Genomic DNA, 19,241 nt, shown 5'->3' with positions numbered 1-19,241 from the left:
TCCTAGGCTTCTCTCTGGCCGTCGAGCAGGCGGCGCAGCAGCAGCGGATTGCTGTGCTTGAGCGCGGCAGGCAACAAGGTATCCGGGAAGTCCTGGTAGCAGACCGGCCGCAGGAAACGCAGGATGGCGGCGGTGCCGACCGAGGTCGTGCGCGTGTCGGAGGTGGCCGGGAAAGGACCGCCATGGACCATGGCATCACACACTTCCACACCGGTTGGCCAACCGTTGACCAGCAGGCGACCGGCCTTGCGCTCCAGGATCGGCAACAACGCCCTGGCGCTTTCCAGGTCGGCGTCATCCAGGTGCAGGGTGATGGTCAGTTGGCCTTCCAGGTGCTCGGTGACCTGGCGGATTTCGTCGTCATTGGCACATTGCACGATCAGCGACGCTGCGCCGAACACTTCGGCTTGCAGGGCCGGGTCGGCGAGGAAATCCTGTGCCTGGGTGACGAACAGCTGGGCCTGGCATTGGTTCGGGGTTTCGCCCCGCAGGCCTGTGGCCGCCGCCTGTGCGTGGGCGTTTTCGGCCAGTGCGCCGACACCGGCCTCATAGGCGCTGAAGATGCCGGGGGTGAGCATGGTTTGCGCGGGGCTGCGCTGGACGAAGTCCGTGGCCACGCTGATGAAACGATCCAGGGCCGGGCCTTGACGGGCAATCACCAGGCCTGGGTTGGTGCAGAACTGGCCGGCACCCTGGGTCAGGGAAGCGACGAAGCCTTGCGCCAGTGCTTCGCCACGGGCTTGCAGCGCCGCTGGGAAGAGCAGTACCGGGTTGATCGAGCTCATTTCCGCATACACCGGGATCGGCTCGGGACGTGCCTGGGCCGCCTTGCACAAGGCCATGCCACCACTGCGCGAGCCGGTGAAGCCTACGGCCTTGATACGCGAGTCGCTGACCAGGGCGATACCCACTTCACGGCCCGAGCCGAACAACAGCGAGAACACGCCTTCAGGCAGACCGCATTTTTCCACGGCGCGGCCTATTGCACGGCCTACCAGTTCGCTGGTGCCGGGGTGAGCGCTGTGGGCCTTGACGACTACCGGGCAACCGGCAGCCAGTGCCGAGGCGGTGTCGCCGCCGGCGACGGAGAAGGCCAACGGGAAATTGCTGGCGCCGAACACGGCCACCGGACCCAGCGGCACCTGACGCTGGCGCAGGTCCGAGCGCGGCAGGGGTTGACGTTCCGGCAGCGCCGAGTCGACCCGTACATCCAGCCATTCGCCGGCACGCACGGTGCGGGCAAAGGTGCGCAGTTGGTGGCAGGTGCGGCCTCGTTCGCCCTGGATACGTGGGCGCGGCAGGCCGGACTCGGCCACGGCGCGGTCGATCAGCTCATCGCCAAGGGCTTCGATTTCATCGGCGATGGTTTCGAGGAATTCGGCGCGTGCCGCCAATGGCGTCTCGCGATAGCGGTCCAAGGCTGCCCATGCCAAGGCGCAGGCCTGATCTACATGCTCAGCGGTACCGCCAAGATAGGCCGGTTCGAGCGGTTGGTCGGTGGCGGGATTGATCGCTCGGATCGCTTCGCGGCTGCCGGTTATGGCTTGGGTGCCGATCAGCATTTGGCCTGTCAGAGTCATGGCGGTTCCTGGAGAAGTAGGGGAGCTCAGCTGCGAGGCTCGGGGACTTCGCAGTTGGGCGTAAATAGGGGCGGCGCGCATCGAGGCGCCGCCGTGCAGGCGGGTGGTGGGCGGAGCGTCAGGCGACGTTCTGCTCTGCCGACCAGTTGGCGTACCACTGGCGGAACAACGCGTACTGGTTCTCGGCGTAATTGCGCTGGGCATCGCTGAGCACATCAGTTTCGTTGAAGTGCAGGGTGTATTCCTTGTCGCCGTTGAGCACCATCAGGTGCTTGTAGTACAGCACCAGGTCGCAGCCTTCGTCGAAGGACGACAGGACGGCCAGGGCAGCTTCCAGCTCACGGGCCAGGCGGCGAGCCTTGGCGTCGCCTTTGGCGGCCTTTTTGCTCAGGGCTACCAGTTGCAGCACTTCGCGCGGCAGGGCGTTGCCGATGCCGGTGATGGCACCAGTGGCGTTGCAGTTGACGAAGCCATGCACCACCTGGGTATCGACACCGACCATCAGGGTGACGTCATCGTCCTGGGAGGTGATGTTCTCGGCGGCGTAGCGCATGTCGGCAGCACCGCCGAATTCCTTGAAGCCGATCAGGTTCGGGTATTCGCGGCGCAGTTCGAAGAACAGGTCGGCGCGGGTGGCGAAGCCGTAGTAAGGGCTGTTGTAGATTACAGCCGGCAGACCAGGGGCGGCCTCCAGGATCGCGGCGAAGTGAGCTTTTTGCGCGGCGGCAGAGGCGCCACGGGACATCACACGCGGGATAACCATCAGGCCCTGGGCGCCAACTTTGGCTGCATGGGCTGCGTGGGAAACCGCTTCGCGGCTGTTGACGGCACCGGTACCGACGATGGTCGGAATGCCTGCGGCCACCAGGCGCGCCACGCCTTCCTGGCGCTGGGCTTCGGTCAGCAGAGGCCAGTCGCCCATGGAGCCGCAGTACACGACGGCGCTCATGCCGATATCGATCAGTTCCAGGCCCTTGGCAACCAGCGCGTCAAAGTCAGGCTGGCGGTCAGCGGTGCAAGGGGTCATCAGGGCAGGCATGCAGCCAGTGAAAATGTTATCGGTCATTGTTGTAACTCCTGGAAAATTTATTTGGGTCTATTGAAGCTATAAGGGGCCGTCTGGACGGCATCCGACGTGGTGGCTCAAATGCCCCACGCGAAGGGATCTTGTTCGTCGATCAGCAGCGTGCTGTCGGCGGTCATGTAGGCGCGGCCAGTAATGAAAGGGCGGATGCGCTCGCCTTCCCATTCGTAGCTGCCGACGAATTGGCTACCGGTGATGCTGGCCTGGACCCAGCGCTCGCCAGCGGCCAGTTTTTCATCGGCCGCCAGGCACGCCAGCTTGGCGCAGGTGCCGGTGCCGCAGGGCGAACGGTCGTAGGCCTTGCCCGGGCACATGACGAAGTTGCGGCTGTTGGCCTGGTCGTCCTCGGCAAACAGCTCGACATGGTCGATCAGGGCGCCGTCTTCGCCGTGGATGCCTTGGGCCTCCAGGGCCTTGAGCATCGCCCAGGTGAATTCGGTCAGGGCTTCGACGTTGTCGAGCTGCAACACCTTGCCGTGGTCGGACACCAGGAAGAACCAGTTGCCGCCCCAGGCGATATCGCCGTACACGCGGCCGTGGCCAGGGACGTCGACCGGCACCTGTTGGCGGTAGCGGTAGGCGGGCACGTTGCGCAGGGTCACCGCGCCATCTTCATGCAGCGTGGCGCTGACCGGGCCCACTGGCGTATCGATCTTGTGAACACCCGGGCTGATGTGCCCCAGGTGGTGCAACGAGGCAACCAGGCCGATGGTGCCGTGACCACACATGCCCAGGTAGCCGGCATTGTTGAAGAAAATCACGCCACAGGTGGCATCCGGCGAGACCGGCTCGCAGTACAGGGCGCCGACCAGCACATCGTTGCCACGGGGCTCCAGCAGGCAGGCACGACGCCATTGGTCATGCTGGTCGCGCAGGGCATCGCGCTTCTCGGCCATGGTATTGCCGGCCAGCTGGGGAAAGCCTTTCATCACCAGGCGAGTAGGTTCGCCGCCGGTGTGAGAATCAATGATATGTACTTGTTTCATAAACCTATCCTTTAGAAGCGCAAAAAGGCTTTGAATCTCGTTATGGCGCGATCGGCAATCCGCTAAGCCAGCAAACCTTCGATGTCCTGCACCAGGCTGCGGTCCAGCCAGACGCCATCACGTTTCGAGCGCTGCCTGGCCGCGAAGCGGCGTTGCGAGGGCAGGCGGGCGCCTTGATCGGTGATCGCGGCGAACAACTGCTCGGCGCGTTGCTGGCTGTGTTCGAGGTCATCGCCAAGAAACCGTTGTGGATCGAAGGCCAGGAGCAGTTCGCCATGGCAGGGCGTCGCACCGACACCGTCATCGAAGGCCAGGGATTCGGCGCTGGTCATGTCACCAATCAGGGCACCTGCCAGCAGTTCGATCATGGCGGCCAGCGCCGAGCCCTTGTGGCCGCCGAAGGTCTGCATGGCCCCTGCCAGCGCCGCGTGAGCGTCAGTCGTCGGTGCGCCCTCGGCATCCAGGGCCCAGCCCAGGGGAATGGGCTGTTGCTGGCGGGCATGCAACTCGATATCGCCACGGGCAATGGCACTGGTGGCGAAATCGAACACGAAGGGCTCTTCCCGGTTTGGCCGGGGCCAGGCAAATGCCAGCGGGTTGGTGCCGAACACGCCTTTGCTGCCGCCTTCAGGCGCGACCCAGGCATGGCTTGGGGTCATTGCCATGCCCACCAGTCCGTGCCTGGCAATGGCTTCGACTTCGGGCCAGAGCGCCGAAAAATGAAAGCAGTTACGGATGACCAGTGCAGCAACGCCTTGCTTTCGCGCTTGTTCGACCAGAACCGGCAGGCCGGTCTGGAAGGCCAGTTGCGAATAGCCCTGATGGGCATCGACCTTCACGATCGATGGTGCCGGTTGGGTCAAGGTTGGCCGTGCCGCCGGGGCGATCTTGCCCGAGCGCAGAGAGCGAACGCACCCCAGGACGCGATAGAGGCCATGGGAGTGGCATTCGTCGCGTTGCCCCTGGGTGATGACATCCGCAATCGCCTGGGCGTGATCCTCGGCCATGCCGTTGTGAGTCAACGCGCGCAGTGCCAGATCGTAGACTTGATCAAGACTGAGATTGATGCGGTTACTCATGCTCTGTTCTCCGTTTGCCCAGCAGTGAAGCGCTGGTTACCTGAATCTCGGGATTAAGCCCGGGCGTGTGCACCAATGGGACGCTGAGTGTGGGCAGGTGCCTGATGGGCCACCTGTTCATCGTCCTCGTCTTCCAGACGGACCAGATGCGCCGGTACACCGGTCGCCGCGCCCCAGAAATAGATACCCATTGCGCAGGCCGCCACGACCAGGGTGTCGAAGGGGTGAGTGAGTACGCCCATGCCACCGAAACTACCGAGCTTGGACAGTACGATGGTCACGGCATAGAAGCCGATCAACCACAAGGAAGAGCGAACTTGCTGGCCCAGATTCAGGTGCTCGGTCGGTACAAAGCGACCACACAGCAGGTACACCACGAACATCACGATCTGCAGGCCAAGCAGCCAGGACACGGTGTCCCAACCCGACCAGTAGACGATCAGCGCGGCGATGACGAACGACAGCGGGCCCAGTACAGCCATCCACTTGACCCGGAACGGGCGCGGCATATCGGGGGCGTTGCGGCGCAGGGCGGCCACGGACACCGGAGCCACGGCGTAGCTGAGCACCAGCGCAGCGGATACGACGTTGATCAGGGCTTCCCAGGAAGGGAAGGGCATGGTCCAGAACACCGACAGGGCGAAGGTCAGCCACAGCGCAGGGCGCGGGATGCCAGACTTTTCGTCGATGCGGGTGAAGACCTTGAAGAAGGTGCCGGTCTTCGCCCAGCCATAGACCACGCGCGGTGTAGCGTTCATATAGATGTTGCCGCAACCACTAGGCGAGATCACCGCATCAGCGACCACCAGGTAGGCCAGCCAACCCACGCCCAGGGCCAGGGCGATATCGCGATAAGGCAGCGCCAGTTCCTTGGAGACACTCGCCCAACCGTTGACCAGCATCTCGGTGGGCACGCCGCCGAGGAAGGCCGTCTGCAACAGCACATAGATAACGGTGGACAGCAGCACAGACAGGATCAGTGCAATCGGAATGGTGCGTTGTGGGTTCTGTACTTCGCTGGCCACCGAGATGATGGGGGTAAGCCCCAGGAAAGCGAAGATCACACCGCCAGCGGAAACTGCCATCTCGATGCCTGACATGCCGAATGGAGCGAAGCCATGGACCTGGAAGTTTGCCGGTTTGAAGAAGGTGAATAGCACACCGATCACCAACAGCGGAACGATGAACTTGAATACGCTGACCAGGTTATTGGCCTTGGCGAAGGTCTTCACACTGCGATAGTTGAGCATGAAGAACAGGCAGAGCAGGCCGAACTGCATCAGCCAGCCAATCACCGTAGGGGAGTTGGAGCCGGCTTGGGTCAGCCCGGGGAACCAGGCGGCAGCATACTGGCGAGAGGCAACCACTTCGATTGCCACCAGGCTGGAGAACGCGATCAGGGTGATGAAGCCCATCAGGTAGCCGAGCAACGGGCCATGGGAGTACACCGGGTAGCGAACCACACCACCGGCCCGTGGCAGCGCCGCGCCCAGTTCACAGTAAACAATGCCCAGCAGCAGCACGGCAAACCCGCCCAGCAGCCAGGAAAAGATGCCCGCCGGCCCCGCGATAGCGGAAACGTGGCTGGCTGCAAACAACCAGCCCGAGCCAAAGATAGCTCCCAGTCCGATAAACGTAAGGTCTATCAATGAAAGTTGTTTTTTAAACTTGCCTTTGCCAGACATGGCGTCGCCTTCTTGTGGGTTATTGGATAGGCAGGAGTGATGTCATTTGAAAACGCTATCGCCGGGATCGCCGTAGATAACGTTGCGGTCACAAACCGCGCACTTGTTAAAAATCCGGTTTTTTGGAATTGGCGCGTCCAGATCGCCAAGAGCCATTCACTTCCATAGGTCGTGGTGTGTAATTACCGACACCTTCCTGGGCCCGGGCTGACGCTTGCTAGTCAAACCGTCAGAGTTTTCTGACGAGGCACGCAAGGGCTCTAGAATGGACTTATCAGCAATTATGAGATTGATGCTTTTCACTGGCGTCGATGACGAAATCAGCACAATTCGAAATTGCCGACGAGTGGGCTCAAGCGTAGACTTTCGCCTATCGGACCCGTGAGAGAGTGAGACTCATGACGCTAAGCGCGTTTGCGATCCTGGCGCAGGGGAGCGACCAGGGTCGTCCTGAAACCATCGAAGAATTGCTAGCAGGTGTGGCTGTTCTATCGCCAATGCTGGATGTGATTCCGAATGCCGCGATCTTTATCAAAGATATCCAGGCGCGTTATGTGATGGCCAATCGCACCCTGGTTCAGCGCTGTGGGTTGAAACAGTTGCAACCGCTGCTCGGAAAAACCAGCGCCGAGGTATTCCCCGCGCAATTGGGCCCCGGTTATACCGAACAGGATCGACGTGTTCTGGAGCAGGGTTTTGTCCTGGAAGACCAGCTGGAACTGCATTTGTACGGCAGTCGAGAGCCCGGTTGGTGCCTGACCCATAAACGGCCGTTGTATAACCGCAACGGCGAAATCATCGGCCTGGCGGGGATTTCGGTTGACCTGCAATCGGCCAGCGACACGCACCCGGCATACCAGCGCTTGGCCGCGGTCGACGAATACATTCGCGCGCATTTCAACCGCCGCGTCACCTTGGGCGAGCTGACGCGTATCGCCGGCATTTCAGTGGCGCAACTGGAGAGGTACTGCAAGCGAGTCTTCCACCTGACGCCACGGCAGATGATCCAGAAGGTTCGCCTGGAGCACGCCCATCGTTTGCTGCATACCGATATGCCCATCACCGAGGTTGCACTGCAGTGCGGCTATACCGACCACAGTGCGTTCACCCGGCAGTTCAAGGGGTTGACCGGTTTTACTCCGCGTCAGTATCGGCAGGCTACTGGGCATTGAGGTTGTAGGTGTTTGACAATATTTGAGGAGTTTTCCTATAGCGTGAATCGCCCCTTATCTCGGCATGACCCCATCATTGCCTGGAATGCGGCGAGCCAAGGTGATACGCCGGGCCTTGCGCGCTTTGGCCACATCCAGCACGTGGCGGGCCAAGGCCTCGCAGGCGGCACGGCGGATGACCCATTCGACGATGGCAACACCTTCGGGCTACATGTGCTCGCGTCCGCTGTAGAGGCCTTCGCTGTTCTCGCGGAGGATAATCCCCCCGACCGATGTGAGATTCCGGGCCAGTTGCGCACCGGACGCAGGTTGGTGTTGAACTGGAGGGCCTGACGCAGCTGCAGGATGGCGCTGCGGTAGCCGGGAACCCGCTAGCCGGTGGGGGGCGAACAATTACGCGAAGGTGCTGTCCGCGCCGGGTCACAAGCCTGCCCTCAGGCCTCCAACCCGAACGGGTCGTCTACGGAATGGCTCGGCTGGGTAAACCAGCGCGGGCCAGTGGCGGTCATGTAGAAATGATCCTCCAGGCGAATGCCGAACTCGCCCGGCACGCAAATCATCGGCTCATTGGAGAAGCACATGCCCTCGGCCAGCGGCGTCTGGTCACCACGCACCAGGTAGGGCCCTTCGTGAATGTCCAGGCCGATGCCATGTCCGGTGCGGTGCGGCAAGCCGGGTAACTGGTAGTCCGGGCCGAGACCGGCGGCTTCCAGGCTAAGCCGCGCGGCGGCATCCACCACCAGGCAGGGTTCGCCCAGGCGCGCGGCGTCGAAGGCGGCCTGCTGGGCGGTCTTTTCCAGGTTCCACATGGCGCGCTGGCGGTCGCTCGGGGTGCCGAACACGTAACTGCGAGTGATATCCGACTGGTAGCCGTGGAGCAGGCAGCCCGTGTCGATCAGTACCATGTCGCCGTCCTTGAGCACCTGCGCGTGCTTCACCCCATGGGGGAAGGCGCTGGCCTCGCCGAACAGCACGATGCAGAAGGTCGAACCCGGCGCGCCCACCTTGCGGTGCGCCTCGCGGATGAATTCGGCAACCTCGGTGGTACTGATGCCTGCGCGCAGGATGCTGGCGGCAGCCTTTTGCACTTCTATGGTCATGTCTTTGGCGCGCTGCATCAGCGCCAATTCTGTAGCGGATTTGTGATAGCGGCACAGGTTTGTCACGCAAGAAGCGTCTACGAACTCCAAGCCCGATCCGAGGCGGCGGATTCCGTCGAACATGAAGAACGCCAGGGACGGGCACAGACCCACGACTGCGTCGGCGGCGATGCCCATTCCAGTGAGCATGTCGAGCAGCAGGCGGTAGGGACTCTCGTGCTCATGCCAACCATGGATAACCCCATCCACCTCGCGGAAGTCGCGAATGGTGCCCTCTTCGAATGCCGGCGCGATATAGGCCAGTGGGCCATTGGCGGGCAGCACGGCGCCGACCATGCGTTCGCTCGGGCTCCACTTCACCCCGGTGAAGTAGCACAGGTTGCTGCCAGCGTTCAGGTAGAGGGCGGCGATGCCCTGCTCGAGCATCAGGCCCTGGGCCTTGGCAATGCGTGACTGGTATTCGTCGAGGCCGATGGGCTTCATGCCCGCGGTCATCTTCGCCAGGCCGGCCAGAGCCTGTTCCGGAGTTTTGCCACCTACACCTACTGTCATCTCGTTCTCCCGAATTATGTTGCAGTGCTCGAAATTTAAGCATGACTTAAATAATCGTCAATGCATATTTTCAGTGTCACTTAATTTCAGTAACGCAAAAAGCCTTTTCTGCAATGCGCCGCCCGCTATACTGGCGCCTTTTAGAGCACGAGCCACGCCAATGACCGTAGAGCAGATCGGGGAACGGCTGCGCCGCTACCGCCGCGCCGCCAACAAGACCCTGAACCAAGTCGCCACTGAATCAGGCCTCACCGCTAGCTTCCTGTCCCAAGCGGAGCGTAACCTCACTGGCGTGTCCATCTCCTCGCTGGCGAGAATCGCAAAATCCTTAGGCATTCCGCTCAACACCCTGTTCGACCAGCCCGCCCAACCCCAGCCCGACTCCCACCAGGGCCAGCGCGTGCGCTATACCATTGGCAGCCAGCCGCTGGTCTATGAGCGCCTGTCCAGCAACTTCCCCGGCAACCTGGTCAATGCGATGAAGATGACTATGGCGGTGGGCTACCAGTCCGAGCTCATCTCCCACGAAGGCGCAGAGTTTACCTATGTGCTCTCCGGGCAAATCGTCTACGCCATCGAAGGCCACAACTACCCGCTCGGCCCCGGGGGCTCGGTGCATTTCGACTCCACCAAGCCGCATTCCATCGCCAACGCTGGCGACGATGTTGCCGAAGTGCTGGTCGTCACCACCATGGGGGGGCTACTCGACGATCACCCCGCGGCCTGACCGGGCGCACCCAAAAAGTAAGCAGCACTGAATTTAAGTTGAAATTGATTTTAGAATGACTTAAGTTTTCCCTCGGCCGGTGGCGGCGCGAGTATCCCCCCCCTTCAGCGCTACCGCCCGAGCCAGGACGTCGGCCTTCGGCTCCCTGTTCGCAAATGACAGGCAGCCTACGGCCCGTAAAGCCGCAGGATCAGGTGCATCCCCCCAGGAATGGACTACCTGATCTGCCGCCCTCAAAATAATAACAATGAGGTTCGCATGCGCAAAAAAACAACGCTCAAGACCATGATCGCCGCCGGCCTGATCCTCGGTTGCGGCTTCACCCACGCCGCCAGCAACCTGGTGTTCTGCTCCGAAGGCAGCCCAGCTGGCTTCGACCCAGGCCAATACACCACGGGGACCGACTTCGACGCCTCAGCCGAAACCGTATTCAACCGGCTCTCGCAGTTCGAACGTGGCGGCACCAAGGTCATCCCGGGCCTTGCAACCAGCTGGGACCTTTCTCCCGATGGCCTGACCTACACCTTCCACCTGCGTGACGGGGTCAAGTTCCACACCACCGACTACTTCAAGCCGACCCGCGACTTCAACGCCGACGACGTGCTGTTCACCTTCAACCGCATGCTCGACAAGAACATGCCGTTCCGCAAGGCCTACCCCACCGAATTTCCCTACTTCACCGACATGGGGATGAACGAAAACATCACCAAGGTCGAAAAAGTCGACGACCATACCGTCAAGTTCACCCTCAACGGTGTCAACGCAGCCTTCATCCAGAACCTGGCCATGAGCTTCGCCTCGATCCAGTCGGCCGAATACGCCGACCAGTTGCTCAAGGAAGGCAAGGCCCAGGACATCAACCAAAAGCCGATCGGCACTGGCCCGTTCGTGTTCAGCAAGTACCAGAAAGACGCCCAGATTCGCTACAAGGGCAACAAGGATTACTGGAAGCCTGAAGACGTGAAGATCGACAATCTGATCTTCGCCATCACCACCGACGCCTCGGTGCGCATGCAAAAGCTGAAAAAGAACGAATGCCAGATCACCGCCTTCCCGCGCCCGGCCGATATCAAGCCGCTGCAGGAAGACAAGAACATCAAGATGCCTAGTCAACCAGGCTTCAACCTTGGCTACATCGCCTACAACTTCACCCGCAAGCCGTTCGACAAGCTCGAAGTACGCCAGGCGCTAGACATGGCGGTAAACAAGAAAGCCATCATCGACGCCGTTTACCAGGGCGCCGGCCAGTTGGCCGTCAACGGCCTGCCGCCGACCCAGTGGTCCTACGACGAGACCATCAAGGACGCCAGCTACAACCCGGAGAAGGCCAAGGAGCTGCTGAAGGCTGCAGGCGTGAAAGAAGGCACAGAAATCACCCTCTGGGCCATGCCGGTACAGCGCCCCTACAACCCCAACGCCAAGCTGATGGCCGAAATGCTCCAGGCCGACTGGGCCAAAATCGGCATCAAGGCCAACATCGTCAGCTACGAATGGGGCGAGTACATCAAGCGCGCCCACGCCGGCGAGCACGACGCCATGCTGATCGGCTTCACTGGCGACAACGGTGACCCGGACAACTGGCTGGGCACCCTCTACAGCTGCGACGCGGTCAACGGCAACAACTTCGCCAAGTGGTGCGATGCCGACTTCGACAAACTGATCAAGGCGGCCAAGGCCACCTCCGATGTGGCCAAGCGTACCGAGCTGTATAAAGAAGCACAGCACCGCTTGAAGGATCAGGCGCCAATGACCCCGATCGCACACTCGACTATCTACCAGCCGATGCGCGCCAGTGTGAAGGACTTCCATATCAGCCCCTTCGGACTCAGCAGCTTCTACGGCGTCTCCAACGAACAGTGAGTGACAGGGGCCGGCCAAGCGGCCCCTTCGCCTTCCTCGAGCTGGCGCCAGACCAGCGAGGACGTTCTCACCTGCCGCAACGAAAAAAATAAAGCGCCACACCGGGAAACGTCGAGCCGCAGCCTTTACCCACGCTTCCTGAACTGCTGAGAACGGCCAGCACGCTGACCGACATTATAAAAAAGATAAGGAGTGACTCGCCCAAATGCTGAGTTTTATTACCCGCCGACTGGGGTTGTTGATCCCCACGTTCTTCGGCATCACCTTGCTGACGTTCGCGTTGATTCGCATGATCCCTGGCGACCCCGTGGAAGTCATGATGGGCGAACGCAGGGTCGATCCCGAAATGCACGCTCAGGCAATGGAACGCCTAGGTCTGAACAAACCCCTGTACGCCCAGTACCTCGATTACATCGGCAAGCTGGCCCACGGCGACCTCGGGGAATCCCTGCGCTCGCGCACCAGCGTGTGGACCGAGTTCACCACCCTGTTCCCCGCCACCCTGGAGCTGGCTTCGGCCGCCATGCTGTTCGCCGCCATCCTCGGGTTACTGGCCGGGGTCATTGCGGCCCTGAAGCGAGGATCGCTGTTCGACCATGGGGTCATGGGTATCTCCCTGGCCGGGTATTCGATGCCGATCTTCTGGTGGGGCCTGATCCTCATCATGTTCTTCTCGGTTTCCCTGGGCTGGACCCCGGTGTCCGGGCGGATCGACCTGCTGTACGACATCGAGCCGCGCACCGGCTTCATGCTCATCGATACGTTGCTGGCCGATGACGTCAGTGCCTTTTTCGATGCCCTGCATCACCTGATCCTGCCGGCCATCGTGCTCGGCACCATCCCGCTGGCGGTGATCGCGCGGATGACCCGTTCGTCGATGCTCGAAGTACTGCGTGAGGACTACATTCGCACCGCCCGCGCCAAAGGCCTGTCGCCATCGCGCGTGGTGTTCGTCCACGGTCTGCGTAACGCGCTGATTCCGGTGCTGACGGTGGTCGGCCTGCAAGTCGGCACCCTGTTGGCCGGTGCGGTCCTGACCGAAACCATCTTCTCCTGGCCGGGCATCGGTAAATGGCTGATCGAAGCCATTGGCGCCCGGGACTATCCGGTGGTGCAAAACGGCATCCTGTTAATCGCCTGCCTGGTGATTCTGGTCAACTTCGTAGTGGACATCCTCTACGGCTTTGCCAACCCACGCATCCGTCATCAGCGCTGAGGTCCATACCAATGAGCACTCCAATTTCCTCAGTAGCCGCCACCGCCTCCGCCGTGGATCAAAGCCTGCTGTACCCGTCGCCGTACAAAGAATTCTGGCAAGCGTTTTCCAAGAACAAAGGCGCCGTCGCCGGCCTGCTGTTCATGCTGCTGGTGATTTTCTGTGCCATCTTCGCCCCGTGGGTCGCGCCGCATAACCCGAGCGAGCAATACCGCGACTTCCTGCTGAGCCCTCCGGCCTGGCTCGAAGGTGGACAGATGCAGTTCCTGCTCGGTACCGATGAGCTGGGCCGCGACTTGCTGTCGCGCCTGATCCAGGGTTCGCGCCTGTCGTTGCTGATCGGCTTGTCGTCGGTGGTCATGTCGCTGATCCCGGGCATCCTGCTGGGTCTGTTAGCCGGGTTCTTCCCGCGCATCCTTGGCCCGACCATCATGCGTCTGATGGACATCATGCTGGCCCTGCCGTCGCTGCTGCTGGCGGTGGCGATCGTCGCCATCCTTGGCCCTGGCCTGATCAACACCGTGATCGCGATCGCCGTGGTGTCCCTGCCGTCCTATGTTCGTCTGACCCGCGCTGCGGTGATGGGCGAGCTGAACCGCGACTATGTGACCGCCGCGCGCTTGGCCGGTGCAACGCTGCCGCGCCTGATGTTCATCACCGTGCTGCCCAACTGCATGGCGCCGCTGATCGTTCAGGCCACCCTGAGCTTCTCCTCGGCGATTCTCGATGCCGCAGCTTTGGGCTTCCTCGGCCTTGGCGTTCAACCGCCAACCCCTGAGTGGGGCACCATGCTGGCTTCGGCTCGCGACTACATCGAACGCGCCTGGTGGGTGGTAAGCCTGCCGGGCCTGACCATTTTGCTCAGCGTGCTGGCAATCAACTTGATGGGCGACGGCCTGCGCGATGCGCTGGACCCGAAACTCAAGAACGCCGCCTGAGGAGATTCAAATGTCACTGTTAGAAATCAAGAATCTCAACGTTCGCTTCGGCGACAAGAACGCCGTTCCGGTGGTCGACGGGCTCGACATTTCCGTGGACAAGGGTGAAGTACTGGCCATCGTTGGCGAGTCGGGTTCGGGTAAATCCGTGACCATGATGGCGCTGATGGGCCTGATCGAACATCCGGGGATCGTCACTGCCGATGCGCTGAATTTCGACGGCAAGAACATGCTCAAGCTCAGCAACCGTCAGCGTCGGCAAATCGTCGGCAAAGACCTGGCCATAGTTTTCCAGGACCCGATGACCGCGCTGAACCCGAGCTACACCGTGGGCTTCCAGATCGAAGAAGTGCTGCGTCTGCACCTCAAATTGTCTAGCAAGGCCGCCCGCAAGCGCGCCATCGAACTGCTGGAAAAGGTCGAAATCCCGGGTGCCGCCAGCCGTATGGATGCTTATCCGCATCAACTGTCGGGCGGTATGAGCCAACGGGTCGCAATCGCCATGGCGATTGCCGGCGAGCCGAAACTGCTGATCGCCGACGAACCGACCACTGCCCTCGACGTAACGATTCAGGCACAGATCATGGACCTGCTCCTGGCATTGCAGAAAGAGCAGAACATGGGCCTGGTGCTGATCACCCACGACCTCGCCGTCGTGGCCGAAACCGCCCAGCGCGTGTGCGTGATGTACGCCGGCCAGGCGGTCGAAGTCGGTCAGGTGCCACAACTGTTCGACATTCCGGCGCACCCGTACAGCGAAGCGCTGCTCAAGGCGATTCCGGAACACAGCCTCGGCGCCACGCGTCTGTCGACCCTGCCGGGCATCGTTCCCGGTCGTTATGACCGTCCGCAAGGTTGCCTGTTGTCGCCGCGCTGCCCGTATGTGCAAGACAGCTGCCGTGCGCAACGTCCGGCCCTCGACCCGAAAAGCAACAGCCTCGCCCGCTGCTTCTACCCGCTGAACCAGGAGGTGGCGTAATGGCCGTCGTACTTACCGCCCGCGACCTCACCCGTCACTACGAAGTGTCCCGTGGCCTGTTCAAGGGCCATGCGACCGTGCGCGCCCTGAACGGTGTGTCGTTCGAACTGGAAGCCGGCAAGACCCTCGCCGTCGTCGGCGAATCGGGTTGCGGCAAATCCACCCTGGCCCGCGCCCTGACGCTGATCGAAGAGCCGTCCTCCGGTTCCTTGAAAATCGCCGGACAGGAAGTCGCCGGTGCTGACAAGGCTCAACGCAAGCAACTGCGCAAAGACGTGCAGATGGTGTTCCAGAGCCCGTACGCCTCGTTGAACCCTCGGCAGAAAGTCGGTGATCAACTCGCCGAACCGTTGCTGATCAACACCAGCCTCAGCGCCTCGGAACGTCGCGAGAAAGTGCAGGCGATGATGAAGCAAGTGGGTTTGCGCCCAGAGCATTATCAGCGTTACCCGCACATGTTCTCTGGCGGTCAGCGCCAACGGATCGCCCTCGCCCGCGCGATGATGCTGCAACCGAAAGTGCTGGTCGCGGACGAACCGACCTCGGCGCTGGACGTGTCGATCCAGGCACAGGTGCTCAACCTGTTCATGGACCTGCAGCAAGAGTTCAACACCGCCTACGTGTTCATCTCCCACAACCTGGCGGTGGTGCAACACGTCGCCGATGACGTGATGGTGATGTACCTCGGCCGCCCGGTGGAAATCGGTCCGAAGAACGACATCTACGAGCGTCCCCTGCACCCGTACACCCAGGCGTTGCTGTCGGCCACCCCGACCATTCACCCGGACCCCAACAATCCGAAAATCAAGATCGTCGGCGAACTGCCTAACCCACTCAACCCGCCGCCGGGCTGCGCTTTCCACAAGCGCTGCCCCTACGCCACCGAGCGCTGCAAGGTGGAGGTGCCGGAGCAGCGCCTGCTGGACGCCCGTCAGGTGGCCTGCCACAACGCGGAAGACATCAACGACTGAGCCACCGGGGTTGACAGGCCGCGTCCTTGTCCACCCCCACGCCAGCCGGCGGACGCCTATTCATGCCTTGCCAAATTCCGCACGTAATGGCTGTCAGCCATTATCCCGGACCGATATAGCTGGCGAAAGAGACGACCAGCGACAGGGAAAGTCTGTAAGAGGATCTGGTGGGCATCTGCTACGAGTGTGTGCTCGACCCCGACGTCTGGTTCAGGCTGCTTCAGCAACTGATGCAGGCCAACGGCCGCCAGCAGAGCGTGCTGCTTTCCTGGGACCAGAGCAAGCAGGATGGTAACCAGTTCGCGGGCAATGAAATGGGAACCAGCGCAGGCTTCCATCACGACAGTACAGAACAAAGCCCTGACGCCCGAGCAGCAGAAAATCCAGGAGCTGGAAGCCCGGATCGCTCGTCTTGAGCGGGAGAAATCCATTTTAAAAAAGGCTACCGCGCTCTTGATGTCGGAAGAACACGAGCGCATGCGCTGATTGATCAGTTATCCGACTGCCAAATACTGCATTCAAAGAGAATGCGTTGACGGAAGTAACCACTGACATCGTGTTTTTCCAGAAAGCCTCTCCTGCTGAAGAAATCGATAAGCGCTGGATAAATGTCGGCGATATACGAGACCGGGAGTCAGGAGAGCCGATCACAATCAACCAGTATTACTTGGATATTTACCCTTCAGCCAGAGCGGTGGCGCACTGTTATTTCACCTGCTGTCCAAGCTGTACGAGCACACCAGCGTGGCCATCACGACCAACCTCAGCTTCTCGGAATGGTCGAGTGTGTTCGGCGACGCCAAGATGACCACTGCGTTGCTGGATCGGCTGACACACCACTGCCACATCGTCGAAACGGGCAACGAGTCCTACCGCTTGCAACACAGCAGCCTGGCCGCCCAGACAAAGATCAAATCACGTGAACGAAAGCGCAAGGACGATGATGGTACAGAGGACGATGAGCCGTCTTGATCTGCACCGGAAATACCCTGCCGCATGCCTACATGCGGTGGGGCTTGATGCATCTGTCACCGGAACACTGCTGCTAAGCTTATCCACAATTGCTGATGCAAAAATCAGCAATCCGCCCTGGGTCAATTTTCAATCGGCAGGGTGGGGGGTCAGTTTTCAATCAGCGCCAACACCCCCGTCAACCGTGGGATGTCCCGGGATGAGGTGGGAAAACGCGGGCAACAAAAAAGCCGTAAAGCGTTGATTTCTCTAGGCTTTACGGCTTTTCTGGGTCTTCCTGGGAAGACAAATTGGTGGGCCGGGGTAAGTTGAATTGATCTTTTATCTTTTTGAATTTATTAATAATTTTATTTTTTTATTTTTTTATTTTTTTCTGGAATACCAACTGGAATACCGTTCGGTCAACGTGCTTCTCTCATCTTTCGTAGGAGCCCTAGGCCGCCGATCTACTAGATCATGCTGAAAGGACGTTGCAGTTGACCAATAGCCATATCGGGTAGAGGCATTGAGGTGAGCCAATCCATAGCATGCCACTCGGCTTGCGGGAAGATCGGCCGGTGGCAATTGGGAGATTGAGTGCAACGAGGGCAGCAGGAAGCCAGTACCTCTCCTCAACACACGCTTGTCTATTGATGCCGGTACCAGGAGCAGAGATATCTCAGCCCCACCTGACTTTCTACAGTCTCGCCCTTTGAAGCTTTGGCTTGGCCGGGGCTGCCTCATCCTGGGGAATGGGGCCAATTCGGCGTCGGCGTCAGCGCCACGTAAACCAAGCGTTCCCAAATTGGGAACATATCCGCTTGACTCAGGCGAGGCCTCGAGGTAGCTTTGTTCCCAAATTGGGAACAAAGCTACGATCATGAGATTGCTAGGCAGAGAAAAACTACCCCCTCTACAGGTTGAAGGCGAACACATCCGCAAATGGATTTGCGTCTGGGTGAGCGAAATTGGCCATGCGAGATGGAAGGTCCCTGGTGAGCTGCTTGAGCAATACCCGAATGCTCTCGTTACTGGCGAGGACACCTTTCTCTTCTCCGTATGCGGATCGAGCACATTTTTAGAATTGAAAGTCGCATTTGCCCAAGGAATTGCTGTTATCACTGCAATAGTGAAGAAATTATGAATACTCTGATCCCGAAAATTATCAAAACAGAGGAACAGTACCTCGAATACTTCAATGAGGTGCATTCGCTAATAATTGCTTCTCCGAAACTGGGTACAGAAGAAAGCGACAGACTTGAATTGCTCTCGATTCTGATTGAGGATTACGAGAAGCAGAAATATCCGGTTGAAGCTCCAGATCCGATTGATGCAATCCTTTTTAGAATGGCTGAGAAAGGATTGAAGCAGGCTGATTTAGTTCCATATTTTGGAACTAGAAGTCGAGTTTCCGAAATACTTGCTCGAAAACGACCGCTTACAGTACCGATGATTCGGGCGCTCGCCGTTGGTCTAGGAATTTCAGCTGATACATTAGTCGGGCTAGACGAGGTTGGTAGCAGCCCAAAAAAAACTAACGTTGATTGGTCTAAGTTTCCGGTAAAGGAGATGGTCGCTAGAGGATGGATAGATAGCATCACGAGCAAGGCGAAAAAAACCGTCGAGGAAATTGTTCAGGGCTTTATAGTAGATATGGGTTTGCAGGAAGGTGGCGCTTCCTTTCGACGCACATTGTCAGGCGACTCGCCTACGCCTACCACGAGTTACGCGCTTTATGCTTGGCTTGCAAGAGTTATTCAAAGGACTAGGGAAATAAAAAGCCAGTTGCCAGCTTATGAGAAGTCGAAAGTTGGAGACGGTTTTATCAAGCAGGTAGTGCAATTTAGTAGGTTCGAGGAAGGGCCAAGATTGGCCATCGAGTTTCTCAAGCAGCATGGCATTGCAGTGGTTATAGAACCGCAGTTAAAAGGGACGATGCTTGATGGAGCAGCTCTAAAAGATTTAGATGGGACGCCCATAATTGCTCTCACGCTTCGCTATGACAGAGTTGATAATTTTTGGTTTACGTTAGTGCATGAGCTGGTTCATGTGTGGAAACATATCGATGATACCAGTGAAGCTATTCTGGATGACTTGGAACATGCGAGTACGGATAAGCGTGAGTCTGAGGCGAATAGAATTGCTAGAGATGCGTTCATACCGCGATCTATATGGAAGCGTACTGATGCGTACTTAAAACCCAGTAAGGAAACTATTGTTGAGCTTGCTAAGGAGCTAAATATACATCCGGCCATAGTCGCAGGGCGTGTTAGGAAAGAAGTAGGGAACTATAATCAGTTTTCAGATCTTATAGGCCAGGGATTGGTCCGAGTTCAACTTGAAAACCTCTGAGGTGTTAAT

15 protein-coding genes and 2 pseudogenes are annotated in these 19,241 nt (G+C 59.5%); 11 read left to right on the top strand and 6 right to left on the bottom strand.

Annotated features, from left to right (window positions below; all coding sequences use genetic code 11):
• Nucleotides 1-2: 2 nt before the first annotated feature.
• The 5 genes from ACZYSM_RS03270 to ACZYSM_RS03250 form a co-directional block, all read right to left on the bottom strand.
• Nucleotides 3-1,580, bottom strand: coding sequence for an aldehyde dehydrogenase (NADP(+)) (locus ACZYSM_RS03270; protein WP_489068799.1), 1,578 nt, complete (start codon nt 1,578-1,580; stop codon nt 3-5).
• A 118-nt stretch (nt 1,581-1,698) separates the two neighbouring features.
• On the bottom strand, nt 1,699-2,646 hold the full coding sequence (locus tag ACZYSM_RS03265) for a dihydrodipicolinate synthase family protein (RefSeq protein ID WP_368990479.1): 948 nt from the start codon (nt 2,644-2,646) through the stop codon (nt 1,699-1,701).
• Nucleotides 2,647-2,723: 77 nt separating this feature from the next.
• A complete protein-coding gene (locus tag ACZYSM_RS03260) occupies nt 2,724-3,650 on the bottom strand; it encodes a 4-hydroxyproline epimerase (protein ID WP_489068797.1) in 927 nt (308 codons plus the stop codon).
• A gap of 62 nt (nt 3,651-3,712) precedes the next feature.
• A complete protein-coding gene (locus ACZYSM_RS03255) occupies nt 3,713-4,729 on the bottom strand; it encodes an Ldh family oxidoreductase (RefSeq protein ID WP_489068795.1) in 1,017 nt (338 codons plus the stop codon).
• Nucleotides 4,730-4,782: 53 nt separating this feature from the next.
• Complete coding sequence (locus ACZYSM_RS03250; protein WP_489068793.1) at nt 4,783-6,414, bottom strand: APC family permease; 1,632 nt, start codon at nt 6,412-6,414, stop codon at nt 4,783-4,785.
• A 398-nt stretch (nt 6,415-6,812) separates the two neighbouring features.
• Here ACZYSM_RS03250 and ACZYSM_RS03245 point away from each other — a divergent pair, with 398 nt between their 5' ends.
• Nucleotides 6,813-7,586 (top strand): PAS domain-containing protein, encoded by a 774-nt coding sequence (locus ACZYSM_RS03245; protein WP_489068791.1) that lies wholly within the window; start codon nt 6,813-6,815, stop codon nt 7,584-7,586.
• Nucleotides 7,587-8,020: 434 nt separating this feature from the next.
• On the opposite strand, the gene ACZYSM_RS03240 is transcribed toward ACZYSM_RS03245, so the two are convergent.
• The gene (locus ACZYSM_RS03240; protein ID WP_489068789.1) at nt 8,021-9,238 is read right to left on the bottom strand and encodes a M24 family metallopeptidase; all 1,218 of its coding nucleotides are present in this window, start codon (nt 9,236-9,238) and stop codon (nt 8,021-8,023) included.
• Nucleotides 9,239-9,398: 160 nt separating this feature from the next.
• Here ACZYSM_RS03240 and ACZYSM_RS03235 point away from each other — a divergent pair, with 160 nt between their 5' ends.
• The 10 genes and pseudogenes from ACZYSM_RS03235 (at nt 9,399) to ACZYSM_RS03190 (ending at nt 19,232) form a co-directional block, all read left to right on the top strand.
• Nucleotides 9,399-9,965, top strand: coding sequence for a helix-turn-helix domain-containing protein (locus tag ACZYSM_RS03235; RefSeq protein ID WP_489068787.1), 567 nt, complete (start codon nt 9,399-9,401; stop codon nt 9,963-9,965).
• 258 nt (nt 9,966-10,223) lie between these two features.
• On the top strand, nt 10,224-11,825 hold the full coding sequence (locus tag ACZYSM_RS03230) for an ABC transporter substrate-binding protein (protein ID WP_489068785.1): 1,602 nt from the start codon (nt 10,224-10,226) through the stop codon (nt 11,823-11,825).
• Nucleotides 11,826-12,030: 205 nt separating this feature from the next.
• The gene (locus ACZYSM_RS03225) at nt 12,031-13,041 is read left to right on the top strand and encodes an ABC transporter permease subunit (protein ID WP_489068783.1); all 1,011 of its coding nucleotides are present in this window, start codon (nt 12,031-12,033) and stop codon (nt 13,039-13,041) included.
• Nucleotides 13,042-13,052: 11 nt separating this feature from the next.
• Nucleotides 13,053-13,979, top strand: coding sequence for an ABC transporter permease subunit (locus tag ACZYSM_RS03220; protein ID WP_489068781.1), 927 nt, complete (start codon nt 13,053-13,055; stop codon nt 13,977-13,979).
• 10 nt (nt 13,980-13,989) lie between these two features.
• Nucleotides 13,990-14,958 (top strand): ABC transporter ATP-binding protein, encoded by a 969-nt coding sequence (locus tag ACZYSM_RS03215; RefSeq protein WP_489068779.1) that lies wholly within the window; start codon nt 13,990-13,992, stop codon nt 14,956-14,958.
• Nucleotides 14,958-15,929 (top strand): peptide ABC transporter ATP-binding protein, encoded by a 972-nt coding sequence (locus ACZYSM_RS03210; RefSeq protein WP_489068777.1) that lies wholly within the window; start codon nt 14,958-14,960, stop codon nt 15,927-15,929. The genes ACZYSM_RS03215 and ACZYSM_RS03210 overlap by 1 nt, the downstream gene beginning before the upstream one ends.
• 167 nt (nt 15,930-16,096) lie before the next feature.
• Nucleotides 16,097-16,345 (top strand): hypothetical protein, encoded by a 249-nt coding sequence (locus tag ACZYSM_RS03205; protein WP_489068918.1) that lies wholly within the window; start codon nt 16,097-16,099, stop codon nt 16,343-16,345.
• A pseudogene (locus ACZYSM_RS03200) lies at nt 16,269-16,432 on the top strand (IS3 family transposase); the annotation flags it as partial. The gene ACZYSM_RS03205 and the pseudogene ACZYSM_RS03200, both read left to right, overlap by 77 nt.
• A gap of 163 nt (nt 16,433-16,595) precedes the next feature.
• Nucleotides 16,596-16,901 (top strand): annotated as a pseudogene (locus ACZYSM_RS03195) (ATP-binding protein); the annotation flags it as partial.
• A 1,119-nt stretch (nt 16,902-18,020) separates the two neighbouring features.
• Nucleotides 18,021-19,232 (top strand): ImmA/IrrE family metallo-endopeptidase, encoded by a 1,212-nt coding sequence (locus ACZYSM_RS03190; RefSeq protein ID WP_489068776.1) that lies wholly within the window; start codon nt 18,021-18,023, stop codon nt 19,230-19,232.
• The last annotated feature ends 9 nt before the right edge of the window (nt 19,233-19,241 follow it).

The organism is Pseudomonas sp. F220 (genome assembly GCF_057813935.1).
This window is presented reverse-complemented; position numbering and strand designations above follow the sequence as displayed.

Coding starts and splice junctions, on each gene's coding strand:
- ACZYSM_RS03215 (WP_489068779.1), top strand. CDS start 13,990: ATGTCACTGTTAGAAATCAAGAATCTCAACGTTCGCTTCGGCGACAAG.
- ACZYSM_RS03190 (WP_489068776.1), top strand. CDS start 18,021: ATGAATACTCTGATCCCGAAAATTATCAAAACAGAGGAACAGTACCTC.
- ACZYSM_RS03270 (WP_489068799.1), bottom strand. CDS start 1,580: ATGACTCTGACAGGCCAAATGCTGATCGGCACCCAAGCCATAACCGGC.
- ACZYSM_RS03250 (WP_489068793.1), bottom strand. CDS start 6,414: ATGTCTGGCAAAGGCAAGTTTAAAAAACAACTTTCATTGATAGACCTT.
- ACZYSM_RS03230 (WP_489068785.1), top strand. CDS start 10,224: ATGCGCAAAAAAACAACGCTCAAGACCATGATCGCCGCCGGCCTGATC.
- ACZYSM_RS03210 (WP_489068777.1), top strand. CDS start 14,958: ATGGCCGTCGTACTTACCGCCCGCGACCTCACCCGTCACTACGAAGTG.
- ACZYSM_RS03225 (WP_489068783.1), top strand. CDS start 12,031: ATGCTGAGTTTTATTACCCGCCGACTGGGGTTGTTGATCCCCACGTTC.
- ACZYSM_RS03235 (WP_489068787.1), top strand. CDS start 9,399: ATGACCGTAGAGCAGATCGGGGAACGGCTGCGCCGCTACCGCCGCGCC.
- ACZYSM_RS03220 (WP_489068781.1), top strand. CDS start 13,053: ATGAGCACTCCAATTTCCTCAGTAGCCGCCACCGCCTCCGCCGTGGAT.
- ACZYSM_RS03260 (WP_489068797.1), bottom strand. CDS start 3,650: ATGAAACAAGTACATATCATTGATTCTCACACCGGCGGCGAACCTACT.
- ACZYSM_RS03245 (WP_489068791.1), top strand. CDS start 6,813: ATGACGCTAAGCGCGTTTGCGATCCTGGCGCAGGGGAGCGACCAGGGT.
- ACZYSM_RS03240 (WP_489068789.1), bottom strand. CDS start 9,238: ATGACAGTAGGTGTAGGTGGCAAAACTCCGGAACAGGCTCTGGCCGGC.
- ACZYSM_RS03265 (WP_368990479.1), bottom strand. CDS start 2,646: ATGACCGATAACATTTTCACTGGCTGCATGCCTGCCCTGATGACCCCT.
- ACZYSM_RS03255 (WP_489068795.1), bottom strand. CDS start 4,729: ATGAGTAACCGCATCAATCTCAGTCTTGATCAAGTCTACGATCTGGCA.